The organism is Methanobrevibacter gottschalkii DSM 11977 (assembly GCF_003814835.1).
In the GTDB taxonomy this organism is placed as follows: Archaea; Methanobacteriota; Methanobacteria; order Methanobacteriales; family Methanobacteriaceae; genus Methanocatella; species Methanocatella gottschalkii.
Genome location: NZ_RKRG01000002.1, coordinates 120424 through 139035, shown reverse-complemented (window position 1 = coordinate 139035; position 18612 = coordinate 120424). Strand labels below are relative to the sequence as shown.

20 protein-coding genes and 2 tRNA genes are annotated in these 18612 nt (G+C 30.7%); 4 read left to right on the top strand and 18 right to left on the bottom strand.

Features of this window, described 5'->3' with window-relative positions; translation table 11 throughout:
- Window position 1 precedes the first annotated feature (1 nt).
- The 9 genes from dapA to EDC42_RS04325 all read right to left on the bottom strand — a co-directional run bounded on the left by dapA (window position 2) and on the right by EDC42_RS04325 (window position 7699).
- Window positions 2–895 (bottom strand): 4-hydroxy-tetrahydrodipicolinate synthase, encoded by an 894-nt coding sequence (dapA, locus tag EDC42_RS04365; protein WP_069574783.1) that lies wholly within the window; start codon window positions 893–895, stop codon window positions 2–4.
- A complete protein-coding gene (locus EDC42_RS04360) occupies window positions 892–2112 on the bottom strand; it encodes an aspartate kinase (RefSeq protein WP_069574782.1) in 1221 nt (406 codons plus the stop codon). The genes dapA and EDC42_RS04360 overlap by 4 nt, the downstream gene beginning before the upstream one ends.
- 177 nt (window positions 2113–2289) lie before the next feature.
- The gene (locus EDC42_RS04355; RefSeq protein WP_069574781.1) at window positions 2290–2487 is read right to left on the bottom strand and encodes a 30S ribosomal protein S17e; all 198 of its coding nucleotides are present in this window, start codon (window positions 2485–2487) and stop codon (window positions 2290–2292) included.
- Window positions 2474–2815 (bottom strand): chorismate mutase, encoded by a 342-nt coding sequence (locus tag EDC42_RS04350; protein WP_069574780.1) that lies wholly within the window; start codon window positions 2813–2815, stop codon window positions 2474–2476. The genes EDC42_RS04355 and EDC42_RS04350 overlap by 14 nt, the downstream gene beginning before the upstream one ends.
- Before the next feature lie 263 nt (window positions 2816–3078).
- A complete protein-coding gene (locus EDC42_RS04345) occupies window positions 3079–4350 on the bottom strand; it encodes a succinylglutamate desuccinylase/aspartoacylase family protein (RefSeq protein ID WP_069574779.1) in 1272 nt (423 codons plus the stop codon).
- Entirely contained in the window at window positions 4347–5213 is an 867-nt protein-coding gene (locus EDC42_RS04340) for a shikimate kinase (RefSeq protein ID WP_069574778.1), read from the bottom strand. Before EDC42_RS04340 ends, EDC42_RS04345 begins: the two co-directional genes overlap by 4 nt.
- Complete coding sequence (locus EDC42_RS04335) at window positions 5213–6295, bottom strand: glycosyltransferase family 4 protein (protein ID WP_069574777.1); 1083 nt, start codon at window positions 6293–6295, stop codon at window positions 5213–5215. The genes EDC42_RS04340 and EDC42_RS04335 overlap by 1 nt, the downstream gene beginning before the upstream one ends.
- 28 nt (window positions 6296–6323) lie before the next feature.
- Complete coding sequence (gene cbiD, locus EDC42_RS04330; protein WP_069574776.1) at window positions 6324–7400, bottom strand: cobalt-precorrin-5B (C(1))-methyltransferase CbiD; 1077 nt, start codon at window positions 7398–7400, stop codon at window positions 6324–6326.
- A 35-nt stretch (window positions 7401–7435) separates the two neighbouring features.
- A complete protein-coding gene (locus tag EDC42_RS04325) occupies window positions 7436–7699 on the bottom strand; it encodes a thioredoxin family protein (protein WP_069574775.1) in 264 nt (87 codons plus the stop codon).
- A gap of 129 nt (window positions 7700–7828) precedes the next feature.
- On the opposite strand from EDC42_RS04325, the gene EDC42_RS04320 reads away from it, so the two are divergent.
- Window positions 7829–9907 (top strand): DEAD/DEAH box helicase, encoded by a 2079-nt coding sequence (locus EDC42_RS04320; RefSeq protein ID WP_069574774.1) that lies wholly within the window; start codon window positions 7829–7831, stop codon window positions 9905–9907.
- A 13-nt stretch (window positions 9908–9920) separates the two neighbouring features.
- Here the strand turns inward: EDC42_RS04320 and EDC42_RS04315 are convergent, their stop codons facing one another.
- Together EDC42_RS04315 and EDC42_RS04310 are read right to left on the bottom strand one after the other, a co-directional pair.
- Window positions 9921–10217 (bottom strand): DUF2098 domain-containing protein, encoded by a 297-nt coding sequence (locus tag EDC42_RS04315; protein WP_069574773.1) that lies wholly within the window; start codon window positions 10215–10217, stop codon window positions 9921–9923.
- Window positions 10218–10234: 17 nt separating this feature from the next.
- Window positions 10235–10510: a PRC-barrel domain-containing protein gene (locus EDC42_RS04310; protein ID WP_069574772.1), complete on the bottom strand. Its 276-nt coding sequence runs from the start codon at window positions 10508–10510 to the stop codon at window positions 10235–10237.
- Window positions 10511–10610: 100 nt separating this feature from the next.
- Between EDC42_RS04310 and EDC42_RS04305 the strand changes: the two genes are divergently transcribed.
- Together EDC42_RS04305 and deoC are read left to right on the top strand one after the other, a co-directional pair.
- Complete coding sequence (locus EDC42_RS04305; protein WP_069574771.1) at window positions 10611–12284, top strand: tRNA uridine(34) 5-carboxymethylaminomethyl modification radical SAM/GNAT enzyme Elp3; 1674 nt, start codon at window positions 10611–10613, stop codon at window positions 12282–12284.
- A 44-nt stretch (window positions 12285–12328) separates the two neighbouring features.
- The gene (gene deoC / locus EDC42_RS04300) at window positions 12329–13051 is read left to right on the top strand and encodes a deoxyribose-phosphate aldolase (protein ID WP_069574770.1); all 723 of its coding nucleotides are present in this window, start codon (window positions 12329–12331) and stop codon (window positions 13049–13051) included.
- Between the two features lie 110 nt (window positions 13052–13161).
- Here the strand turns inward: deoC and EDC42_RS04295 are convergent.
- From EDC42_RS04295 to tes, 7 genes are all read right to left on the bottom strand, one after another.
- A tRNA-Phe gene (locus EDC42_RS04295) sits at window positions 13162–13234 on the bottom strand.
- A gap of 3 nt (window positions 13235–13237) precedes the next feature.
- Window positions 13238–13309 (bottom strand) — tRNA-Val (locus tag EDC42_RS04290).
- 159 nt (window positions 13310–13468) lie between these two features.
- Window positions 13469–13669 (bottom strand): histone family protein, encoded by a 201-nt coding sequence (locus tag EDC42_RS04285; RefSeq protein ID WP_042691314.1) that lies wholly within the window; start codon window positions 13667–13669, stop codon window positions 13469–13471.
- Window positions 13670–13869: 200 nt separating this feature from the next.
- Complete coding sequence (locus tag EDC42_RS04280) at window positions 13870–15147, bottom strand: tRNA (N(6)-L-threonylcarbamoyladenosine(37)-C(2))-methylthiotransferase (RefSeq protein WP_069574769.1); 1278 nt, start codon at window positions 15145–15147, stop codon at window positions 13870–13872.
- Window positions 15148–15159: 12 nt separating this feature from the next.
- Window positions 15160–15789, bottom strand: a complete 630-nt coding sequence (locus EDC42_RS04275; RefSeq protein ID WP_069574768.1) for an HVO_0476 family zinc finger protein — start codon at window positions 15787–15789, stop codon at window positions 15160–15162.
- Between the two features lie 13 nt (window positions 15790–15802).
- Entirely contained in the window at window positions 15803–16288 is a 486-nt protein-coding gene (gene hacB / locus EDC42_RS04270) for a homoaconitase small subunit (protein ID WP_069574767.1), read from the bottom strand.
- A gap of 86 nt (window positions 16289–16374) precedes the next feature.
- Window positions 16375–17883, bottom strand: coding sequence for a tetraether lipid synthase Tes (gene tes, locus EDC42_RS04265; protein ID WP_069574766.1), 1509 nt, complete (start codon window positions 17881–17883; stop codon window positions 16375–16377).
- A gap of 138 nt (window positions 17884–18021) precedes the next feature.
- On the opposite strand from tes, the gene EDC42_RS04260 reads away from it, so the two are divergent.
- The gene (locus EDC42_RS04260; protein ID WP_069574765.1) at window positions 18022–18588 is read left to right on the top strand and encodes a CDP-2,3-bis-(O-geranylgeranyl)-sn-glycerol synthase; all 567 of its coding nucleotides are present in this window, start codon (window positions 18022–18024) and stop codon (window positions 18586–18588) included.
- The last annotated feature ends 24 nt before the right edge of the window (window positions 18589–18612 follow it).

Sequence of the window (18612 nt, the reverse complement as noted above, 5' to 3'; positions counted from 1 at the left end):
CTTAAATTAAATTAGAATTTTTTAATGCTATTTTAAGAATTTCTAAGTTTTCATCTTTCATTTCACATAATGGTTCTCTTAAAGGACCTGAAGGAAGTCCCATTAAATTCATTGCAGTTTTAACAGGTACAGGATTACTTTCAACAAAAATAGCCCTTATTAATTCCAACATTTCATAATGAAGTTCCAATGCTCTTGTATAATCATCATTCAAAATACTATCAACCATCAAAACCATTCTTTTTGCATCAATATTTGCAGATGCACTAATTACTCCAGTGCCTCCAACAGACATAATAGGCAAAGTTAAGGAATCTTCACCGGAGAGAATATTAAACTCAGATTCCAAATCTTCATTAGCAAGTGCCCTATAAATATCAGACACTTTGTCAACACTACCACTAGCTTCTTTAATAGCATCCACACCATCAATTTTAGCCAATTCAACAGCAGTCTCGACTTCAATATCACATCCAGTACGTGATGGCACATTATAAGCAATAATTGGAAGATCACAAGCTTCTGCAATAGTGCCATAATGTTTTACTAAAGCATGCTGTTGTGGTTTATTGTAGTATGGAGTGATTAATAAAGCTGCATCAACACCAGCATCACAAGCAAATTTAGTGAGAGACAATGCCTCTGATGTAGAGTTACTGCCAGTTCCGGCTATTGTATCAACCTTACCATCAACTTCATCTACTAAAACTTCAATGACTTTATGATGTTCTTCATGAGTCATAGTAGCTGATTCACCAGTAGTTCCTGCACCAACTAAACCATTTACACCTTGATCAATTAAATAATTTATATTTGACCTGAAACCTTCTTCATCAAAAGTTCCATCTTTTGTAAATGGAGTGACCATAGCAACATATGTTCCTTCAAAATTCATTCTAAAACCTCTGTAATTAATTTATGTGCTTTTTCACCATCTTCCCAATCAACAAACAGTACGACAGCAGTTTGTGAGGAAGTAATTTCTAAAATATTAATGTTATTTTTTCTAAGTGGTTCTGTAATATCTGATATAATACCTGGAGTTTCAATAATATCCGGACTAACAAAAGTTATCATTGCAGTATCTCTTCCAAGAGATAAAGAACTTAAAACATCAGTATCGATTACTAATTGATGTAACAAAAGATATGCTTTATTTGAATCAACTTTGTTTACAAATACTGTAATTGAATTTTGACCTGCAGACATACCAAAAATATTAATACCATCATCAGCAAGAGCTGTAGTTAATTTAGCCATTAAACCAACTTTTTTAAGCATGGCTTCTCCAACAATAGCTATGAGTGAAATAGGATCTTTATAAAGTGTAACACATTTTAACATTTCGCCTTCAAAAGGCCCTACAATACGAGTACCCTTAGAACTTAAATCCTCATTAGCGAAATTAATAATTTTTGCACTTATTAATGGATCTTTGTATTTTAATGCATGCGGATGTAAAACTTGCGCACCATGAGTAGCTAAATCCCTCAATTCTTCAACAGAAATTGTATCCAACAATTCTGCATCTTCAATTTTATTAGGATCAGTTGACATTACACCATCTACATCAGTAACAATAACAACTTCATTTGCATCCAAACAATGCCCCATTAAAAATGCGGTTATATCACTTCCACCCCTTCCCAAAGTTGTGATTTCACCACTGGGCCCTTTTCCCAAAAATCCGCAGATAACAGGAATAACCCCTTGATTAACAAGTTGTTTAATCCCTTCAGTTTTCTTATTAGAAGTATTTAAATCTATTTTAGCTTCTAAAGAATTAGAATCTGTTATAATTGGCCATAATTTATTATAAGGATCAATAAACTCAGATTTTACACCTAAAGATTCAATAGTTGCTGAGAATAATCTAGCACTAGTCAATTCACCCATAGCCATAATTTCCGCCTTTTGCTTGTCAGTTAAACCAGTGCCAATAGCATCATTAGATAATCCAATGAGTTCATCAGTAGTCTTGTTGACAGCTGAAACTACAACTACTACCTGACTGCCTTTCATATACTCATTTACTACGGACTGCGCCGCTTTTTTAATCCTGGAACCATCACCCACAGAAGTTCCTCCGAATTTTACTACTATCAAATCCATTAAGTTCACCCATTTCTTGAAAATTCATTGAAAATTTGTTAATCAAACTAACAAAATATTCGTATATATTTTTATATAACCCTATTAATAAACTTTATAAAAATAAATACACTAAAAAAAGTTTAAAATTGAGAATAATTAAATAAAAAAAGAGTAATAAAAAATATGAAAAAAAGCTTATTCTCTAGTTTGTTCTAACCTTATAAGCCTAGTTACATATCCTGCAATTTTATTTCTTAAATGTTTAGTACTTACAGTGGAGTATTCTTGTACTAATTTTTTGTTTTGTTCAAAATCAGTAGTGAAAACACCTTTATGAGTTTCAATAAGTTCCTTTGCTAAACGTTTAACAAATGAAGTTCTAATATTTCCCATCAACATTCCTCCTTAAAATTTCTTTTTGTGCATTTTTATTTAAAATAGTCAACATATCCACTATTTGATTAATAATATCAACATCAAGACCTTTTTCTTCAGACAATCGCCTAATTTTATCATGAATAACTTTTTCTCTAGATTTATCAAAAATTGGTATTTCCAGATATTCTTTAGAACTAGCTATATCCTTGGCAAGAGCGGTTCTCTGAGAAATTAAATCAAATAATTGATTATCAATTTCATCAATAGATTTTCTTGATTTCTTTAGAAGTTCTTCAGCTTCTTTTTTATTTTTAAAAGATTTTATCTCATAACTTCTATTCAAAAAAATCACCAAACTGATAATAATGATAATAATATAATTTATTATTATCCTAGTATATAAACTATATGATTAATCCATTAAATTATAGTATTGAATTTAAGAAATAATTCCATCATAAATAGTGATTTTAGAATTAATCTAATTATAATAAATCAATGGAGATATTAACTTCCAATATAACAGTTTTGTATTCAAAAAATTACATTAACCAACAACAAAACTTAAAAATAAAAAAGATATGATGAAAATTGAATAAAATTTATTCATATAACTGAATTATATTTTAATAGATATTTCATCATGTTAAAAGATGTTTTGACTGTTTTTGTTGTTACAGTATTATGTGGAAGTGCAACTTCACAGATAACTGAAGTAATCCCTTTCTTATTAACATTTTCAAACAATGCTCCAGGATATTCTTGGCCAATATGACTATATATTCTCTTATTAACTTTACATTTTTTAGCAATATAGTTAGTAAGGTCTGCACTTTTTGATTTTAAACTCTTAGATCCCATTACAATATCTTTCCCAGGAGCTCCACCAGGTTTTGTAGTGTGGAAATCCCCATAAGAATTACATTTATATTTTACAACCAATTTAACAATTTTATTTGGTATAGTTCCAGAACTAGAAGCTATACGATTATAATCTTTATCTGTATATCTGACTTTTTTAGCAATTGCTTTAACATTCACAAACGGCATTATATAAACAGTTCCACTAATTGGATTATCAGACAAATATTTAATCATTTTCATTGCTGCAACTTGGGAGGATAATTCATTCCCATGAACACCAGCAGTCATGAAAACAATCTTTCCTTTTCCACCCTTAAATTTTAATAAAGGAATACCTTTTTTAGTTGCTGCAACAGCTTTTTTAACCCAAGTATTATTAGGCATGTTCTTTTTAATTAAATTAATTTTAGAAACATCACCTTTAAGATTCCAATTTAAGACAGTTAATGAAATCTTATTCTTAACAATATATGAATTAGAACCGTTTATATTATCAACTTTATATTTGATTACATATTTACCCGCTTGACAATTGAGTGTGAATGTAACCATTCCATCGCTATCAGTTATTTTCTCAACAGTCTTTTTACCAATGGTAACTGAAACGGTCTTACCAACCATTGGTTTTTTAAACTGATCAAGAACTTTAATATTATAGTTCACAACAGTCCCATAACTGGATGAAACATTCTTTGTTACAACATTACTTACAACAGACTCCTCTTTATAACTACCATTTGAAGTTGAGTTACTTGATGAATTAGATTGATTATCTGATACATTATCATCCTTCTCATTTTCATAAGATTTCCATTCAACCGAAGAATTTTCTGAAACTACAACATCATTTGATGCAGATGTAACATCAGGAATACTTCCAATATTTTTAGATGACATATCCACATTATCCACTACAACAGGATTATCTGAAGTAGATAGATTCTCAGAGGCTGAAACTATTGATAAGCTGCACAGCATAACAATCAGTAAAAGCATCGAATATATTTTTTTCATAATATCTTACAACCTACGTTATCAATTTTTGTTTCTATTACCGTACCTTCATATTTCTCCCAAGAGTATATAATATCATCGATTGTATCTTCATTTGAAACTGCTACAAAAGATGATCCTGTTCCAGATAAACCCGAAGCTATTGCTCCTGATTCCAATGCATCAATAGCTATTGATGAATTAAATCCTAAAGCTGCAGAATATAACAATCCATTTAGATTCAGTGCTTTAAAATAATCTTTATTACATGCAAACTCAAAAGCAGTTTCCACTAATGGTGCTAATAATTTCATCCTGTCCGAATTTGAATCTCCAGATTTTGAATAATAATTCGGCATATAGACCAAAACCGGATACTCTTCCATTTTTTCCCTAATAATAAACTCCCTATTCTTATTATTAGTTACTACAACACCACCAAAATAAGATGCAGTAGCATCATCAAAGGAACCTGTTATAGTAACTCCTGCTTCAAGTGATGCGTCAATTGCCATATTAATTAATTCCAAATCATCAAGAGGTTTTAAATTAAACTCCTCAGAAATAACTGAAGAAACAGCTTTAACAATAGCATTAGATGAAGCACTGCTACTCGATAATCCTGATGCCATTGGTAAATTAGATTCTGTTTTTAAATCAATACCAAATTCTGAAGTATCAATATTATAATGGTTAAACACTCTCTGAACACAAAGTTCCATAAACCCAATATCTGCACCAACATCATTGAGACAAGTTATTCCTTTATCCGTTGTTTTAGCAATACATTTTATATCCAGATCAATACCAAATGCAGAACCAAATCCTGTTGCAATAGCATTAATTATTGTTGCTGAACCCGGAGATCTAACAATAGTCTTCATCAATTAACCTCATCATAGGGGATGGTAACTTCCGAAAAATCAAATGCACGATTACGTGCATTAAGAGAAAACACCAATCTTAAATCATCATCTTGAATAATCGTATCAATTGCTTTGGCTATAGATGAAATTTTATTTGGATTTACAAGCAATCCGACATCATCATTGATAATTTCAGTTATGCCTCCAACATCACTTCCAATAACAGGTTTTCCACATGCTAAAGCTTCAATTAAAACTAAACCAAAACTTTCAGAAAATGACGGTAAAATTAGTACATCACAACTTGGAATAATATTTTCAACATCATTTCTAGAACCGGTGAAAATCACATCATGAATATTTTCTTCTTCAACTTTCTTGTTTAATTTTTTAAATTGAGGTCCGTCACCAACAATTACCAAATAATATTCACTTTGAGATACTTTTTTAGCATCCAATAGTGAATCAACATTTTTTCTTTTAATTAAATTTCCAACAAAAAGAACTATTGGCTTATCTTCAAGTTTATTTTCTTTTTTAAATAAATCATTTGTCTTTGATGAAAATTTATTAATATCAACAGAATTCCAAGATAATTTTGTTTTATTAGCAATTCCAGTAACACCTGTTGCGATTATTTCATGTCTTAAAGCATTACTTACTGCAAAAACACCATCAGCATCTCTTAAAACTTTTTTAATCGGAGATCTCATAAATGGCTGTTTTTTGTATAATTCAAACATGTCAGAACCATGTGCAGTTACATATGTTTTAATATTATGTTCTCTTCCAACTTCAACAGCCGCTGCTCCTGCAGGGAATAAATAATGTCCATGAATAATATCAATATCTTCTTTTTCTAAAAGATCTTCTAAAGCTTTTTTAGCATTCATTTTAAACATTAAACCTCTAACACCCGGAAGATTAAGTCCTTTAGTTCCAATGACATGAATTCCATCAATATCTTCAATATTTCTGTGAGGATAAGTAATCACATAAACTTCATGACCTTCATCAACTAATTTTTTTGATAAAGTATGAATATGAACACCAACGCCTCCAACATGAGGCGGAAACTGGCCTACCATAGCTATTTTCATAAAATAAAACTCCAATCAATCACTATTATTATATAATGAAATTGTTGTTTAAATAATTACCTTCCATGTCAACTAATATAACATTTAAATCTAAATCGAAACGTTGCATACACCTGTCATGAATTGCAGATGCAATACTATTTGAAACTTCAACTGAAACTCCAAGTCCATCCAGAATAGACATCATTTCATCAGTTGTTTTTGAATCAAATAATTTTTGAAGATTAATTTTATCGACACCACATAATGCAGCATGAGTAACCATTATTTCACGCCTGCCATCAGCAATAGCATGTTTAGTATCAAAAATGCCCCCAGCGACTTTAATTAATTTACCAATATGACCAAAGAAAGTAAACTTAGCAATTCCTCTTTTAGCCGCTTCATCAAACATGAAACCAACAAAATTACCAGTTTGAATAATCTGTTCTTTTTTAACATCTAATTGTTTCAATGCCAATTTTTCACCAATATTGCCCGGAACAAAAATTAAATCATCAATATCAGAAGCAATTGCAACATCAATTTGTGTAACAATTGAATTTTTATAAGCTTCACTCGACATTGATCTTGCAATCCCAGTAGTTCCAAGAACTGAAATTCCATTAACAATACCTAATTTTGGATTCATAGTTTTTTTCGCTATTTTTCTACCTTCAGGAATTGAAATAGTTACTTTAGCTACTTTCCCCTTAGGGATTTTACTAGACAAATTTTTAATAATCATACGACGGGGAACTGGATTTATGGCATACTCTCCAACAGGAATCTGAAGACCCGGTTTTGTAATTACTCCAACACCTTCCCCTCCAGTAATAATAACATTAGATTCTTCATCATTTTTATCCAATAATTCAACTGTAGAAATAATATCCAAATTTACTGTAACATCAGGATCATTATATGGATTTTTATGAGCAATCGCATAAGCTTTATTATTAGAAATGCATTTGCATTCATCAATGATAATATTCAATACTTTTTTGGGAGTTTCAACTTTGACACAAGCAATATCAGGAGTATTTAAAATCGCATCTAATGCTGCAAGAGAACATGCAGTTGCTACTGTACCAGTTGTTACACAAGTATAATTATCATTTGTCATTTTAATTAAAAAAAAAAGAATAAAAAAGTGTGAACCTATAACATAGATTCTAATTTTTCAATAAGTTCAGATTCAGCAGGTGCGCCGACGAAAGCAACTTCACCGTCGATTACAATAGTAGGTACAGCCATTATTTGATAATCCATAGCTCTTTGTCTGTTATCCATATTTCCATCAATTTTAACAGATTCTACATCAATTGCATTACCTAATTTATCTTTTGCTTTCATAGCAGCATCAATTGCTGCAGGACAGTGGGGACATGTACTAGTTGAAAATACTTCTACTTTAATTGCCATAATTAACATCTCCTATAAAATTATTTTGTAACTATTTTAATAATTAGTTATATATAACTGTTACCTATTTACAGTAGGTTTCAAATGCTCTCTACAAATGTTTAATACAAATAAAAAAAATAAAAATAAATGATAAAAATGGAAAACCTAGATACTGATATTAAAAAAATAATCAATAGCGCATATCCCTACATTAAAGATTTTAATCCTGCTCAAAAAGCAGTGATTGAGTCCGGATATTTAGAAGATAACTCCAATTACATAATTTCAATACCTACTGCAAGTGGAAAAACTGTTTTAGGAGTTTTACCTGCTTTAAAAACCATATTGAATGGTGGAAAAGCCGTTTATGCAGCACCGCTCCTTTCAATTCAAAACGAAAAAGTTAAAGAATTCAAAGCATTTGAGGAATATGGCATCAATGTAGGAAAACATCCATCAAGCGCAGATTTATCAGTTATGGTTTTTGAGTCATTTGACGCACTTACAAGATTTTCCTGGAATGTATTGAGAGAAGTAGATACATTAATTATTGACGAGTTCCATATGATTGGAGAGTATTCAAGAGGCCCAACACTTGAAGCTGCAATTACAAGAGCTAAGATTATAAACCCAAATATTAAAATTATCGCTCTTTCAGCTACTTTACGAAATATTGAAGAAATAGAAGGTTGGCTTGACGGAACGTGTGTGGAGCATGATTATAGACCAGTGCCATTACATAAAGAAGTATTAGATGCGGAAATGTTTAATACAAAGAATAAAAATGATGTGATTGTTAAAATTGTTGAAAAAGCAATGAAAGATAGCTCCCAAGCATTAGCTTTTGTTTCTACAAGAAGATTTACAGAAAGTTTAGCGACATATGTTGCTAAAAAAATTAATAAAAAAATCGATAAAAAGCAACGAGAAAAATTTAAAGAAGTTGCTGAGAAACTATTGGACGTTCCAAAGAAAAAAGGATCGCTTCCAACAAGCACTTGTTTAAAATTAGCTGAATCTGTAGAATTAGGTGTTGCATTTCACCATGCAGGTCTTTTCAATGAACAAAAAGAGATCATTGAAGATGAATTTAGAAATGGAAATATCTTAATGATTACAGCAACACCAAGTTTAATGTATGGAGTTAATTTGCCATCAAAAACTGTTGTAATTAGAGACCATACACGTTGGACAAGTAATGGACCGCAACCAATACCTGTTTTTGATTATGAACAAATGTCCGGAAGAGCAGGTAGACCACAATACGATGATGTAGGTTATTCTTACCTTATTGCAAAAACAATGGATGAAGCTCAAAATTTAGAAGAGTATTATGTTGAAGGAGAAATTGAAAAAACAAACTCAAAATTAGTGGATAATAAAGATGCAATTTATAAACAGATTATTGCCCAAATTGCTTCTTCACTTTCAAAAAATTTAGATGAACTTGTAGATTTCTTTGGAAAAACACTTTATGGTTATCAAATGAATAATAATCCATCAATGTCTTCTTTTGCAGAATACACTATAAAATATGAACTTGAAACTGCATTAGAATTCTTACTTCAAAATGGAATTATTAGAGCCACACCTGAAGGGCTTAAAACTACTGATTTTGGTTATTTAATTGCTAAATCCAATTATGCAGTAGAAACAGCCGTTAAAATTAAAGAATATATATCAAACATGAATGAAATTAATGTTGAAGAATTTATCTATGCATTATCTGAAACACCAGATTTGCCATTAATTTCATTTAAAGGAAGAAAATCAAAAGATCCTGTTAGAGACAGATTATCTGAATGCGGATTATTTGCAATGGATATTGGTGTTTCTGAAGCAACAACAGTTTCATTAATTGAATGGATTGATGAAAGAAATGAATATGAAATAGAAAATAAATATAATGTTTATTCGGCATCAACCAGGAGATCTGCTTATGAAGCATCCCGTCTTGTGAAATTTGCAAAAGATACTTCTGAAATCTTAGGAGACTATTCTAATTTAAAAGAATATGATATCCTATCTGCTAGATTATACTATGGAGTTAAAACAGACATTATTCCATTAGTCATTGGAGTTAAAAGACTTGGAAGAAAAAGAGCTAGAAATCTTGTAAAATTGTTTGGAAACAATTTAAGTAACATTTCTGAAAATGAATTACAAAAAGTTGAAGGAATTGGTCCTAAACTAGCTGAAAAAATAAGATTATTTGTAAAAAATTAAAAAAAAGGTGGATTTAACCTCCACCATTACCAGCATCACTAGATAATTCAAGTTCTTCAAAGCTAATAGCTTTCTCTTTTAAATCTTCAACATCAAGATCCTTACCAGCACCCCAAGAACTTTTTTTGATATCCTTTTCCGCTAACAATTCAACATGACTTGATTTATACCATAAACCAGTTTTACCTAATTTAACCCATCCAATACCATCAGTTATTCTTTCATCAACAACTTCACCCATAGTACCAGTATCAACATATCTGACATGAGAATTTAAAGGAATTTCAATATCTCTTGCATCAAAAACCATTTTGAAAACCTCTGTGTTTACTTATCTTCTTCGATTTCAACTTCAACAGCTTCAGCTTCTTCAAATTCAGCATCTTTCGGAATTTCTTTGTTTAGGATAACATAAGCACCAATAGTAGCAATATCGTCAAAACTAATTACAAGTTCGTCTTTAGAAAAGATATTTTTTTGTAAAGTTAAAGTAATCTCATTAATTTTTCCAGTTGCTGCATCAAATTCAACATTACTTACTTTACCTACTTCATATGCATTTTTATCCAAAACAACAGATCCTAAAAATTCTTTAATTTGCATAGTTTTCACCTAAGAAATTTATAATATTATATTTAAATTATTAAATATTTAAATACAACCGTGATATAAAATTAACTATTAATTATTGAGGTTAGAAATAATGGAAAAAGCATGTCGAATTATAATTAACGATATTCTTAACGGTGAAATATCTACACGACGTGATCTTGAAGTTGCAAAAAGACAACTTTGCCGTGACTTAAATTTATCTAGATTTATGAGTAACGCAGACATATTAGAATTTGCCAAACCGGAAGAAAAAGAACTTGTTTCTGGAATATTAAAGAAAAAACCAACTAGAACCATGTCCGGTGTTGCAGTTGTTGCTGTAATGTGCCATCCACACAAATGTCCTCATGGAAGATGTTTTTATTGTCCGGAAAGTGACATAGCGCCTCCAAGTTATACTGGTGAAGAACCAGCGGCACTTAGAGGGAGAATGTATGAATTCCACCCATACATACAATGTTTTAATAGATTAAAACAACTTAAAAAAATTGGACATCCTATTGATAAAGTTGAACTAATCATTATGGGCGGGACATTTCCTTCAAGAGACTTATGTTATCAAGAATGGTTTGTATCACAGTGCTTGAAAGCAATGACCGATTTTGGTTTAATACTTGAAAATAAACCAACAAATTATGAATATAATTTAGATTTCAATGAAATAAGATCTTTTGAAAAAGGTATTTTAAAGACATATCCTCCGAATGATTATGTTTTAATAAGTGATGTTCAAAAAGCTAATGAAAACTCAAAAGTAAGATGTGTGGGAATGACATTCGAAACACGTCCAGACTATTGTAAAAAAGATCATATTAATAGAATGCTTGATTTCGGAGTAACAAGAGTTGAACTTGGTGTTCAAACATTATCTGATGACATATACTCCAAAATAAAAAGAGGGCATAAAATAGCTGATGTTATTGAATCAAATCAGCTTTTAAGAGATTCGGCAATTAAAGTTGCAATGCATATGATGCCCGGTTTATTTTCAGATGAAAAACAAGATTTAAAAATGTTTAAACAATTATTCCATGATGATAATTTTAAACCTGACATGTTAAAGATTTATCCCTGTCTTGTTACCAAAGGAAGTGAATTATATGACTTGTGGGCGGAAGGCAAATATGCACCATATACCGATGAGGAAGCTGTTGAATTAATTGTCAAAATTAAAAAAATTCTTCCCAAATGGGTTAGAACAATGAGAATACAACGTGATATTCCATCAACATTAATTGAAGCTGGAGTTAAAAAATCAAATTTAGGAGAGCTTGTTTATAATAGATTAGATGAAGAGCACATCAACTGTCAATGCATACGTTGCCGTGAAATTGGCCATAAAAAAACATCAAAACAATATAGTTTAGACGAATTTGAGTTATTTAATGAAAGTTACAAGGCATGTGGAGGAGTTGAAAACTTCTTATCCATAGAAGATATTAATGAAGAAAGTGTTGCCGGATTTTTAAGATTGCGTTTCCCATCAAAAGATCATTTCAGAGATGAAATTAGTGATAAAACCGCACTTGTAAGAGAATTACATGTTTATGGAAATATGATTAAAATAGGAAACAGAAACCCCCATATAGGCCAACATACGGGATTTGGAGAACGGCTTCTAAAAGAAGCTGAAAATTTAGCTATTGATAATGGTAAAGAAGAAGTTGCTATAATAAGCGGAATTGGAACCAGAAATTATTATCGTAAATTCGGTTATGAAAAAGTTGGACCATACATGGTAAAAAAATTATATAAAAACATTTAAATATAATGTTCGTATAAATACAAACTAATTAAGAGAGTGATAATATGACATACAATATAAAAAATTCAAAAGAGTTAGCAGGTTTAATTAATTACACTAATTTAAATAATATAATTACTGAAAGTGAAATGGTTGAATTCCTCGAAAAAGCAAAAGAAACTAACTTTAATTCAGTTGTTGTTTCTCCTACTTATGTCAAATTAGCAAAAGAAACATTAAAAGACACTAATATAAAAGTTGGAAGTGTTATTGGATTTCCATTAGGTTTCGAAGATACTGAAAGTAAAGTAGAGGCTGCCAAATCATTACTTGACAAAGGTGTTGATGAATTTGAAGTAGTTCTTAATTTAAGTTACCTAAAAGATGAAAAATACGAATTACTTGAAAATGAAATCAAACAAATAAAAGAAGCAATTGGAGATAAAGTTTTAAAAGTAATTATTGAAACAAAAGCGTTAGAAGACTATCAAAAAGCTAATGCTGCGAAATTGGCTGAAAAAAGTGGTGCAGATTATGTAAAAACTTCCACAGGTTTTGTATCACCAAGCCATATTTTTGAAAATGTTAATGACATTAATATTATCCAAAAACATGCACCGACAATTAAAATTGAAATTTATGGTGGAATTAACAATTATAAATTCGCTAACCAGATATTAACTGGAGGAGCAGATGTAATTGGTAGTGACCAAGGTTATGAAATTGTTAAAAGATATAAAGATTTACGAGAAAACACACAAGTAAAACCAAAACCTATCACATTATAGATTAAAAAACCATCACCATATTTAATATGCTAAACCATCACAATTAATTAAAATTGAAAAATCCTAAAATAAGTATATTCTGGAAATTAATAAAAACAGATAAAAAGTAATGCCATGGGCCGGACTTGAACCAGCGACATCTAGATCTTCAGTCTAGCGTTCTCCCATCTGAACTACCATGGCATATGGACCGAACGAGATTCGAACTCGTGATCTCCTCCACGTCAAAGAGGAATCATACCCCTAGACCACCGGTCCTACACAACATATTATACTTTGTAAAAAGTAATATATAAAGCTTTCTTAGTTGAATAGAACTAGCAATGTAAAATTTAAAAATAAAAAAAATTGACCAAGAAAAATGGCCAATAGATTTTATTAATTAAAAGCTTTTTTAAAAATAACTAATTAGAAAATCTATTTGATTGCTAATTTGATATCTTCAGCTTTTACAGTTTTTCTACCAGCGTGGCGTGCGAAATTAACAGCTTTTTGTGCGATTTCGTCACCTTTTTCTTCTAATGCTTCAGCTAATGCAATTTTTGCATCATCACTAATTCTTTGTGCGCCAGCATTTTTTAAGATACGACCGACTGGTGCGATTGGTAATTCACTCATAATGACACCTCCAATTAAAAGATAGTACACAATAGTATATAAAGGTATCGGTAAAAATGCTTATTTCACCCTTATATTATAACTTATCACCTATCAGAATATACTTTCAGATTTAGGAAAAAATTATAAGTATTATAAAAAATTAAGGAAAAAAGTAACATCAATATGGAAAAATAAGATAAATAAAAAAATAAAAAAAATTATCCCAATAATTCACTTTTAAGATAAGTAGCAGTTGCATCAGTTATTTTTACGTCAACAAAAGTTCCTAAGCTAACATTATCAACAATTACAGGAATATAAGAATTAGTTTTTGCAATAAATCCTCCTTTAGAACCTTTTTCAATGACTAAGACTTTCTGATTGGAATTAACTAATTCTTTATTTTCTTCTTCAGTTATTTTTGATTTAATCTCAGATAAAAATTTTGATCTTCTCTTCATAGTTTCATGAGGAATTTCAGGAAGTGAAGAAGAAACTGCACCTTTTCTGTGTTGATATTTTGATAAATGAATTAAACTTGGTTTTATTTTTTCAAGTAATTCAACAGTTAAATTAAAATCCTCCTCACTTTCAGTTGGATAACCCACAATAATATCAACAGCCAAAGTTAAACTAGGAATTTCACTTTTAAATTTTGAGACAATATCAAGATATTGATTAACACTATGCCCTCTCCTCATGTCTGATAAAACTTTATCACTTCCACTTTGAATAGGCAAATGGATGAAATTATATACCTTCGGATGTTTCATCGCATCGATGATTTCATCAACATCATTTAAAATATTTTTAGGATGCATCATTCCAACACGAATACGAAAATCCCCATCTAAATTAGCCACTTCTTTGATTAAATCAGATAGTTTTTCACCACTATCTTTACCGAACGCTGCAGTATCTTGTGCGGTAAGCTGAATTTCACAGGCACCCTGTTCAATAGCTTTTCTTGCTTCTTCCTTAATATCTTCAATAGGATAGCTATTCAATGGTCCACGAGCAAAACGTGTGCAACAGAATGTGCATGCACCCAAACAACCTTCACATATTTGGATAATATGAATCAGACTATCATCCATGACTTTAGGAACATCAACTTTAGACTCCTTTGAAAATCCGGACTCACGAACGACTTCACCACAATATGTGGATTTAACAACCTCTGCAGATTTATTTAACTGATGAGGTCCAATCCATGAAGCATTAGGAGCAACTTTATCCAATTTTTCAGGGTCGATTTCGACCATGCATCCACCAACGATGATTTTTTTATCTGGAAAATCGTTTTGAAGCTTTTGAATTCTATAAGTAACTTTATTTTCAGTAGGTAACTTAACATAACATGTATTTACAATAATAACATCTGCTTCTTCCATAGACCCTACAATATCAATATCATTTTCTTGTAGATTACCTGCTATAATCTGTCCATCAGCTTTATTAAATGTGCAACCGTAAGATTCAATATATACTTTCATTTTATTTTCACTCTAGGAAGATTTTTTAGTTTTCTTAAATATGTCCTTAGTCAAATCATAATCAAAATTATTAAATTTAACTGGTTTTGAATAAACTCTTTTTATAACTTCCGCTTTTGCAAATCCAGAAGTTAATTTTCTATCTTTAGTTTTAATAACATGAACTTTTACAATGTGTTTGTCTATTTTAACAATATCACCAGGGGCTATTTCAAAATCCCTTTCCAAATCTAATTTGTAAGAATCAACTTCGCCGTGCAAATCTACTGAAAAACCTATACGTGCCGGAATTTCAGTAGATGCTGCCCATATAGTATTAATATCTTCAATTTTTGCTTTATTTACTCTTTTATCCCCAACTTCAATACTGGTCACTTCAACTTGACCTAAATCAGAAAGTAGGACATCACCACTTTTAAGTTCATCGCTTGGTGATAAATCAATAGTGGTTTTATGAGACTTATCATGTGCAGAAATAATTAACCTATAAGGTTTAGGTTTTTTTGCAGAGAAAATATCTTTAAAAACATGACCACAGTCTTCACATTTTAATAAATATTCCTCCATAAGCTTTTTTTTAGATGATTTTTGTTTTGCGTTTAAAATTTCAACATTATCAGAACCACAAATTGGACATTCCATTTTTTATGCCTCCTTAATCAGATTCATTAAGATAATGATTAACTAAACCACCATCTTCCAATATATTTAACATGAACTCTTTGAACGGTTCAAAATTTTTGCTATCACCAGTAGTTTCATTAACCAATTTGCCTTCAGACAGATCAATACTTATTACATCCCCATCTTCAGCTTCAATATCACTAACAATAACTGGCAGCCCAATATTAATTGCATTTCTATAAAAAATTCTTGCAAATGATTTTGCAACGATTGCACTAACACCTGCTGTTTTAATAGCTACTGGTGCTTGTTCTCTTGATGAACCACAGCCAAAGTTTTCATCAGCAACAATAATATCTCCTTTTTGGACATTCTGTGTAAAATCCGGCCTTTCACCTTCTAGGACATGATCAGCTAAATCTTGTGGATTGAATGTTCTTAAATATCTTCCGGGGATAATAACATCAGTATCAATATTCTCCCCAAAAGTCCATGTTTTTCCTTTAATAATATCCATAAACATCACAATAAAATTGAATTGAAAAAATGAGTATTTGGGATTTTTCCAAATACAAAATAAGTTAAGGTGATTTAAAAATTAAATTATTCTTTTTTTTGTTTTAAAGGTTTTGCAAAATTTTGCTCAACACTTTGACGATATATTGAATTCATGGTACAGAATGGAATAATTCTACCATCCGGAGTTGCATAATGGATAACACATTTTTTAACCCTGTCTTCATCAAAGTTAAATGGATCCATGAAATGCATACATGAAATAAGCATTGCGTCTTTAGAAAAATCCCCTAATGCACTGTAAGACCTTTTAGCAAATACATCAAATAAAATCTTCTTAATATCTAAGTAATCCGGAGTTTTACTAGGATGTATTAATTTTGGAAGGTTTTTAGTAACACTAGCTATAACTTTCTTGCGAGCACCAAACTTACCTTCAATAAGTTTATCTGCATATTCATCTAATTTTTCAAATAATCCTTCAACATCAATAAAATTTGTAATTGGAATTAATTTATCTCTTCCAGACCCTTCAGTCTTTTCTCTAAACACATAAGTACCTACACCACAGTGCTGGTGGCAGTTTAATGTAACTGGTGGTCTTTCTTCACCATCAAGTGCAGAGATGAATCTTGCAACTGGTTCAACAGCAGATGGCGGATAGAAATCAGTGGTTTTAACTTGACCTTCAGTCTGTTCTTCAATGATTTTAACAAAGTCGGGAATTGTAATTCTTTGAGCTTCAACTTGATCAGCAGGAGTTCTTCCAGAGAATGAAACAGGCTGGAAATTAACTCCATAAATAATATCATTATTATCAAATGCAAATTTAATTATTTCACCAATTTGATGATCATTAATTCCTTTAATTAATGTAGGAACCAGTACAACACCTAAACCTGCTTTTCTACAATTTTCAATTGCCTCTAATTTAAATGGAAGTAAATCTTTACCCCGATTATTAATATAAGGTTCTGGAGTTACCCCATCAAATGCCAAGTAAACTGTGTTTAACCCAGCCGCTTTTAAATCTTTAGCCAAGTTTTCCCTTTTAGCCAGCCTTATTCCATTAGTAGCTATTTGAACATGAGTAAAACCTTCTTCTTTGGCCATTGCAATAAGTTCAACAATGTCTTTTCTAACCGTTGGTTCTCCACCGGCATATTGTATAGCAGGAGTTGGATTTGGTTTTAGATTCCTTAGGTTCTTAAGCATTTGCCTAATTTCATCTTGTGTAGGCTCATATACATATCCTGCAGCAGCCGCATTAGCAAAACAAACAGGGCATCTTAAATTACATCTATTTGTTACATCGATTAAACCTAAAACAGTTGATGTTTCGTGTTTTGAACATAAACCACAATTACTAGGGCAACTAGCAGTATCCTCAATGCATGGATTTTCAATAGAAGTTATTGATGGAAGATAGTTATTAGCCCTATTATACAATTCATCATCACCCCAATAAGTGTTAATAAACTCACCATGCTCATCACAAGTTTTTTTAATGAAAACTTTACCATCTTCATCATAAACTTCTGCATCAATTGGTTTACCACACTCAGGGCATAAACTTTTTGTACTTTTAATTTTCAAAAAAAATCACCCTCATTAATAATTCTTCAATTATTATAGTAAACTTATATATTATTATTATATTTAAATAATTGTAATATTTAAACTTAATTAATATATAGTAGTTTTTACATAAAATATAATTTGGAGATAAATTAAATGACTATTAATATTCAAATATTACTTATTGCATGTGTTACAACGCTATATTTCATACTTCCGGCATACTTTTCAAACGGTGCGGGATTATTATTTGGTGGAGGAATGCCTGTTGATTTTGCAAAATCTGATAGGTACGGTATTCGATGGATTGGAGATGGAGTAACCTGGAGAGGATTATTCGCAGGAACCATTATTGGGATTATAACCGGTATCGTGCAAGGATTTATTGCTCCGCATATACTTCCAGCTTATGGACAATACATAATAACTCCAATAGTAACAAACATTAACAGTGGGATATTAATAGGATTTTTACTTGGTTTTGGAGCCCTATTAGGTGATGCAATGGGCAGTTTTTTAAAAAGAAGATTAGGTATTGGTCGTGGAAAACCTGCTCCATTATTGGATCAATTAGATTTCTTAATAATTGCATTAATTCTAGTTTCATTAGTTGTAAAAATAGATTTATTATTTATTGCAATATCAATCATATTAACATTAGTTATACATTTAATAGCAAATACCTGTGCATATCTACTTGGTATAAAAGACGTTTGGTACTAATTCTGAAAAAAGATTAAAATAATA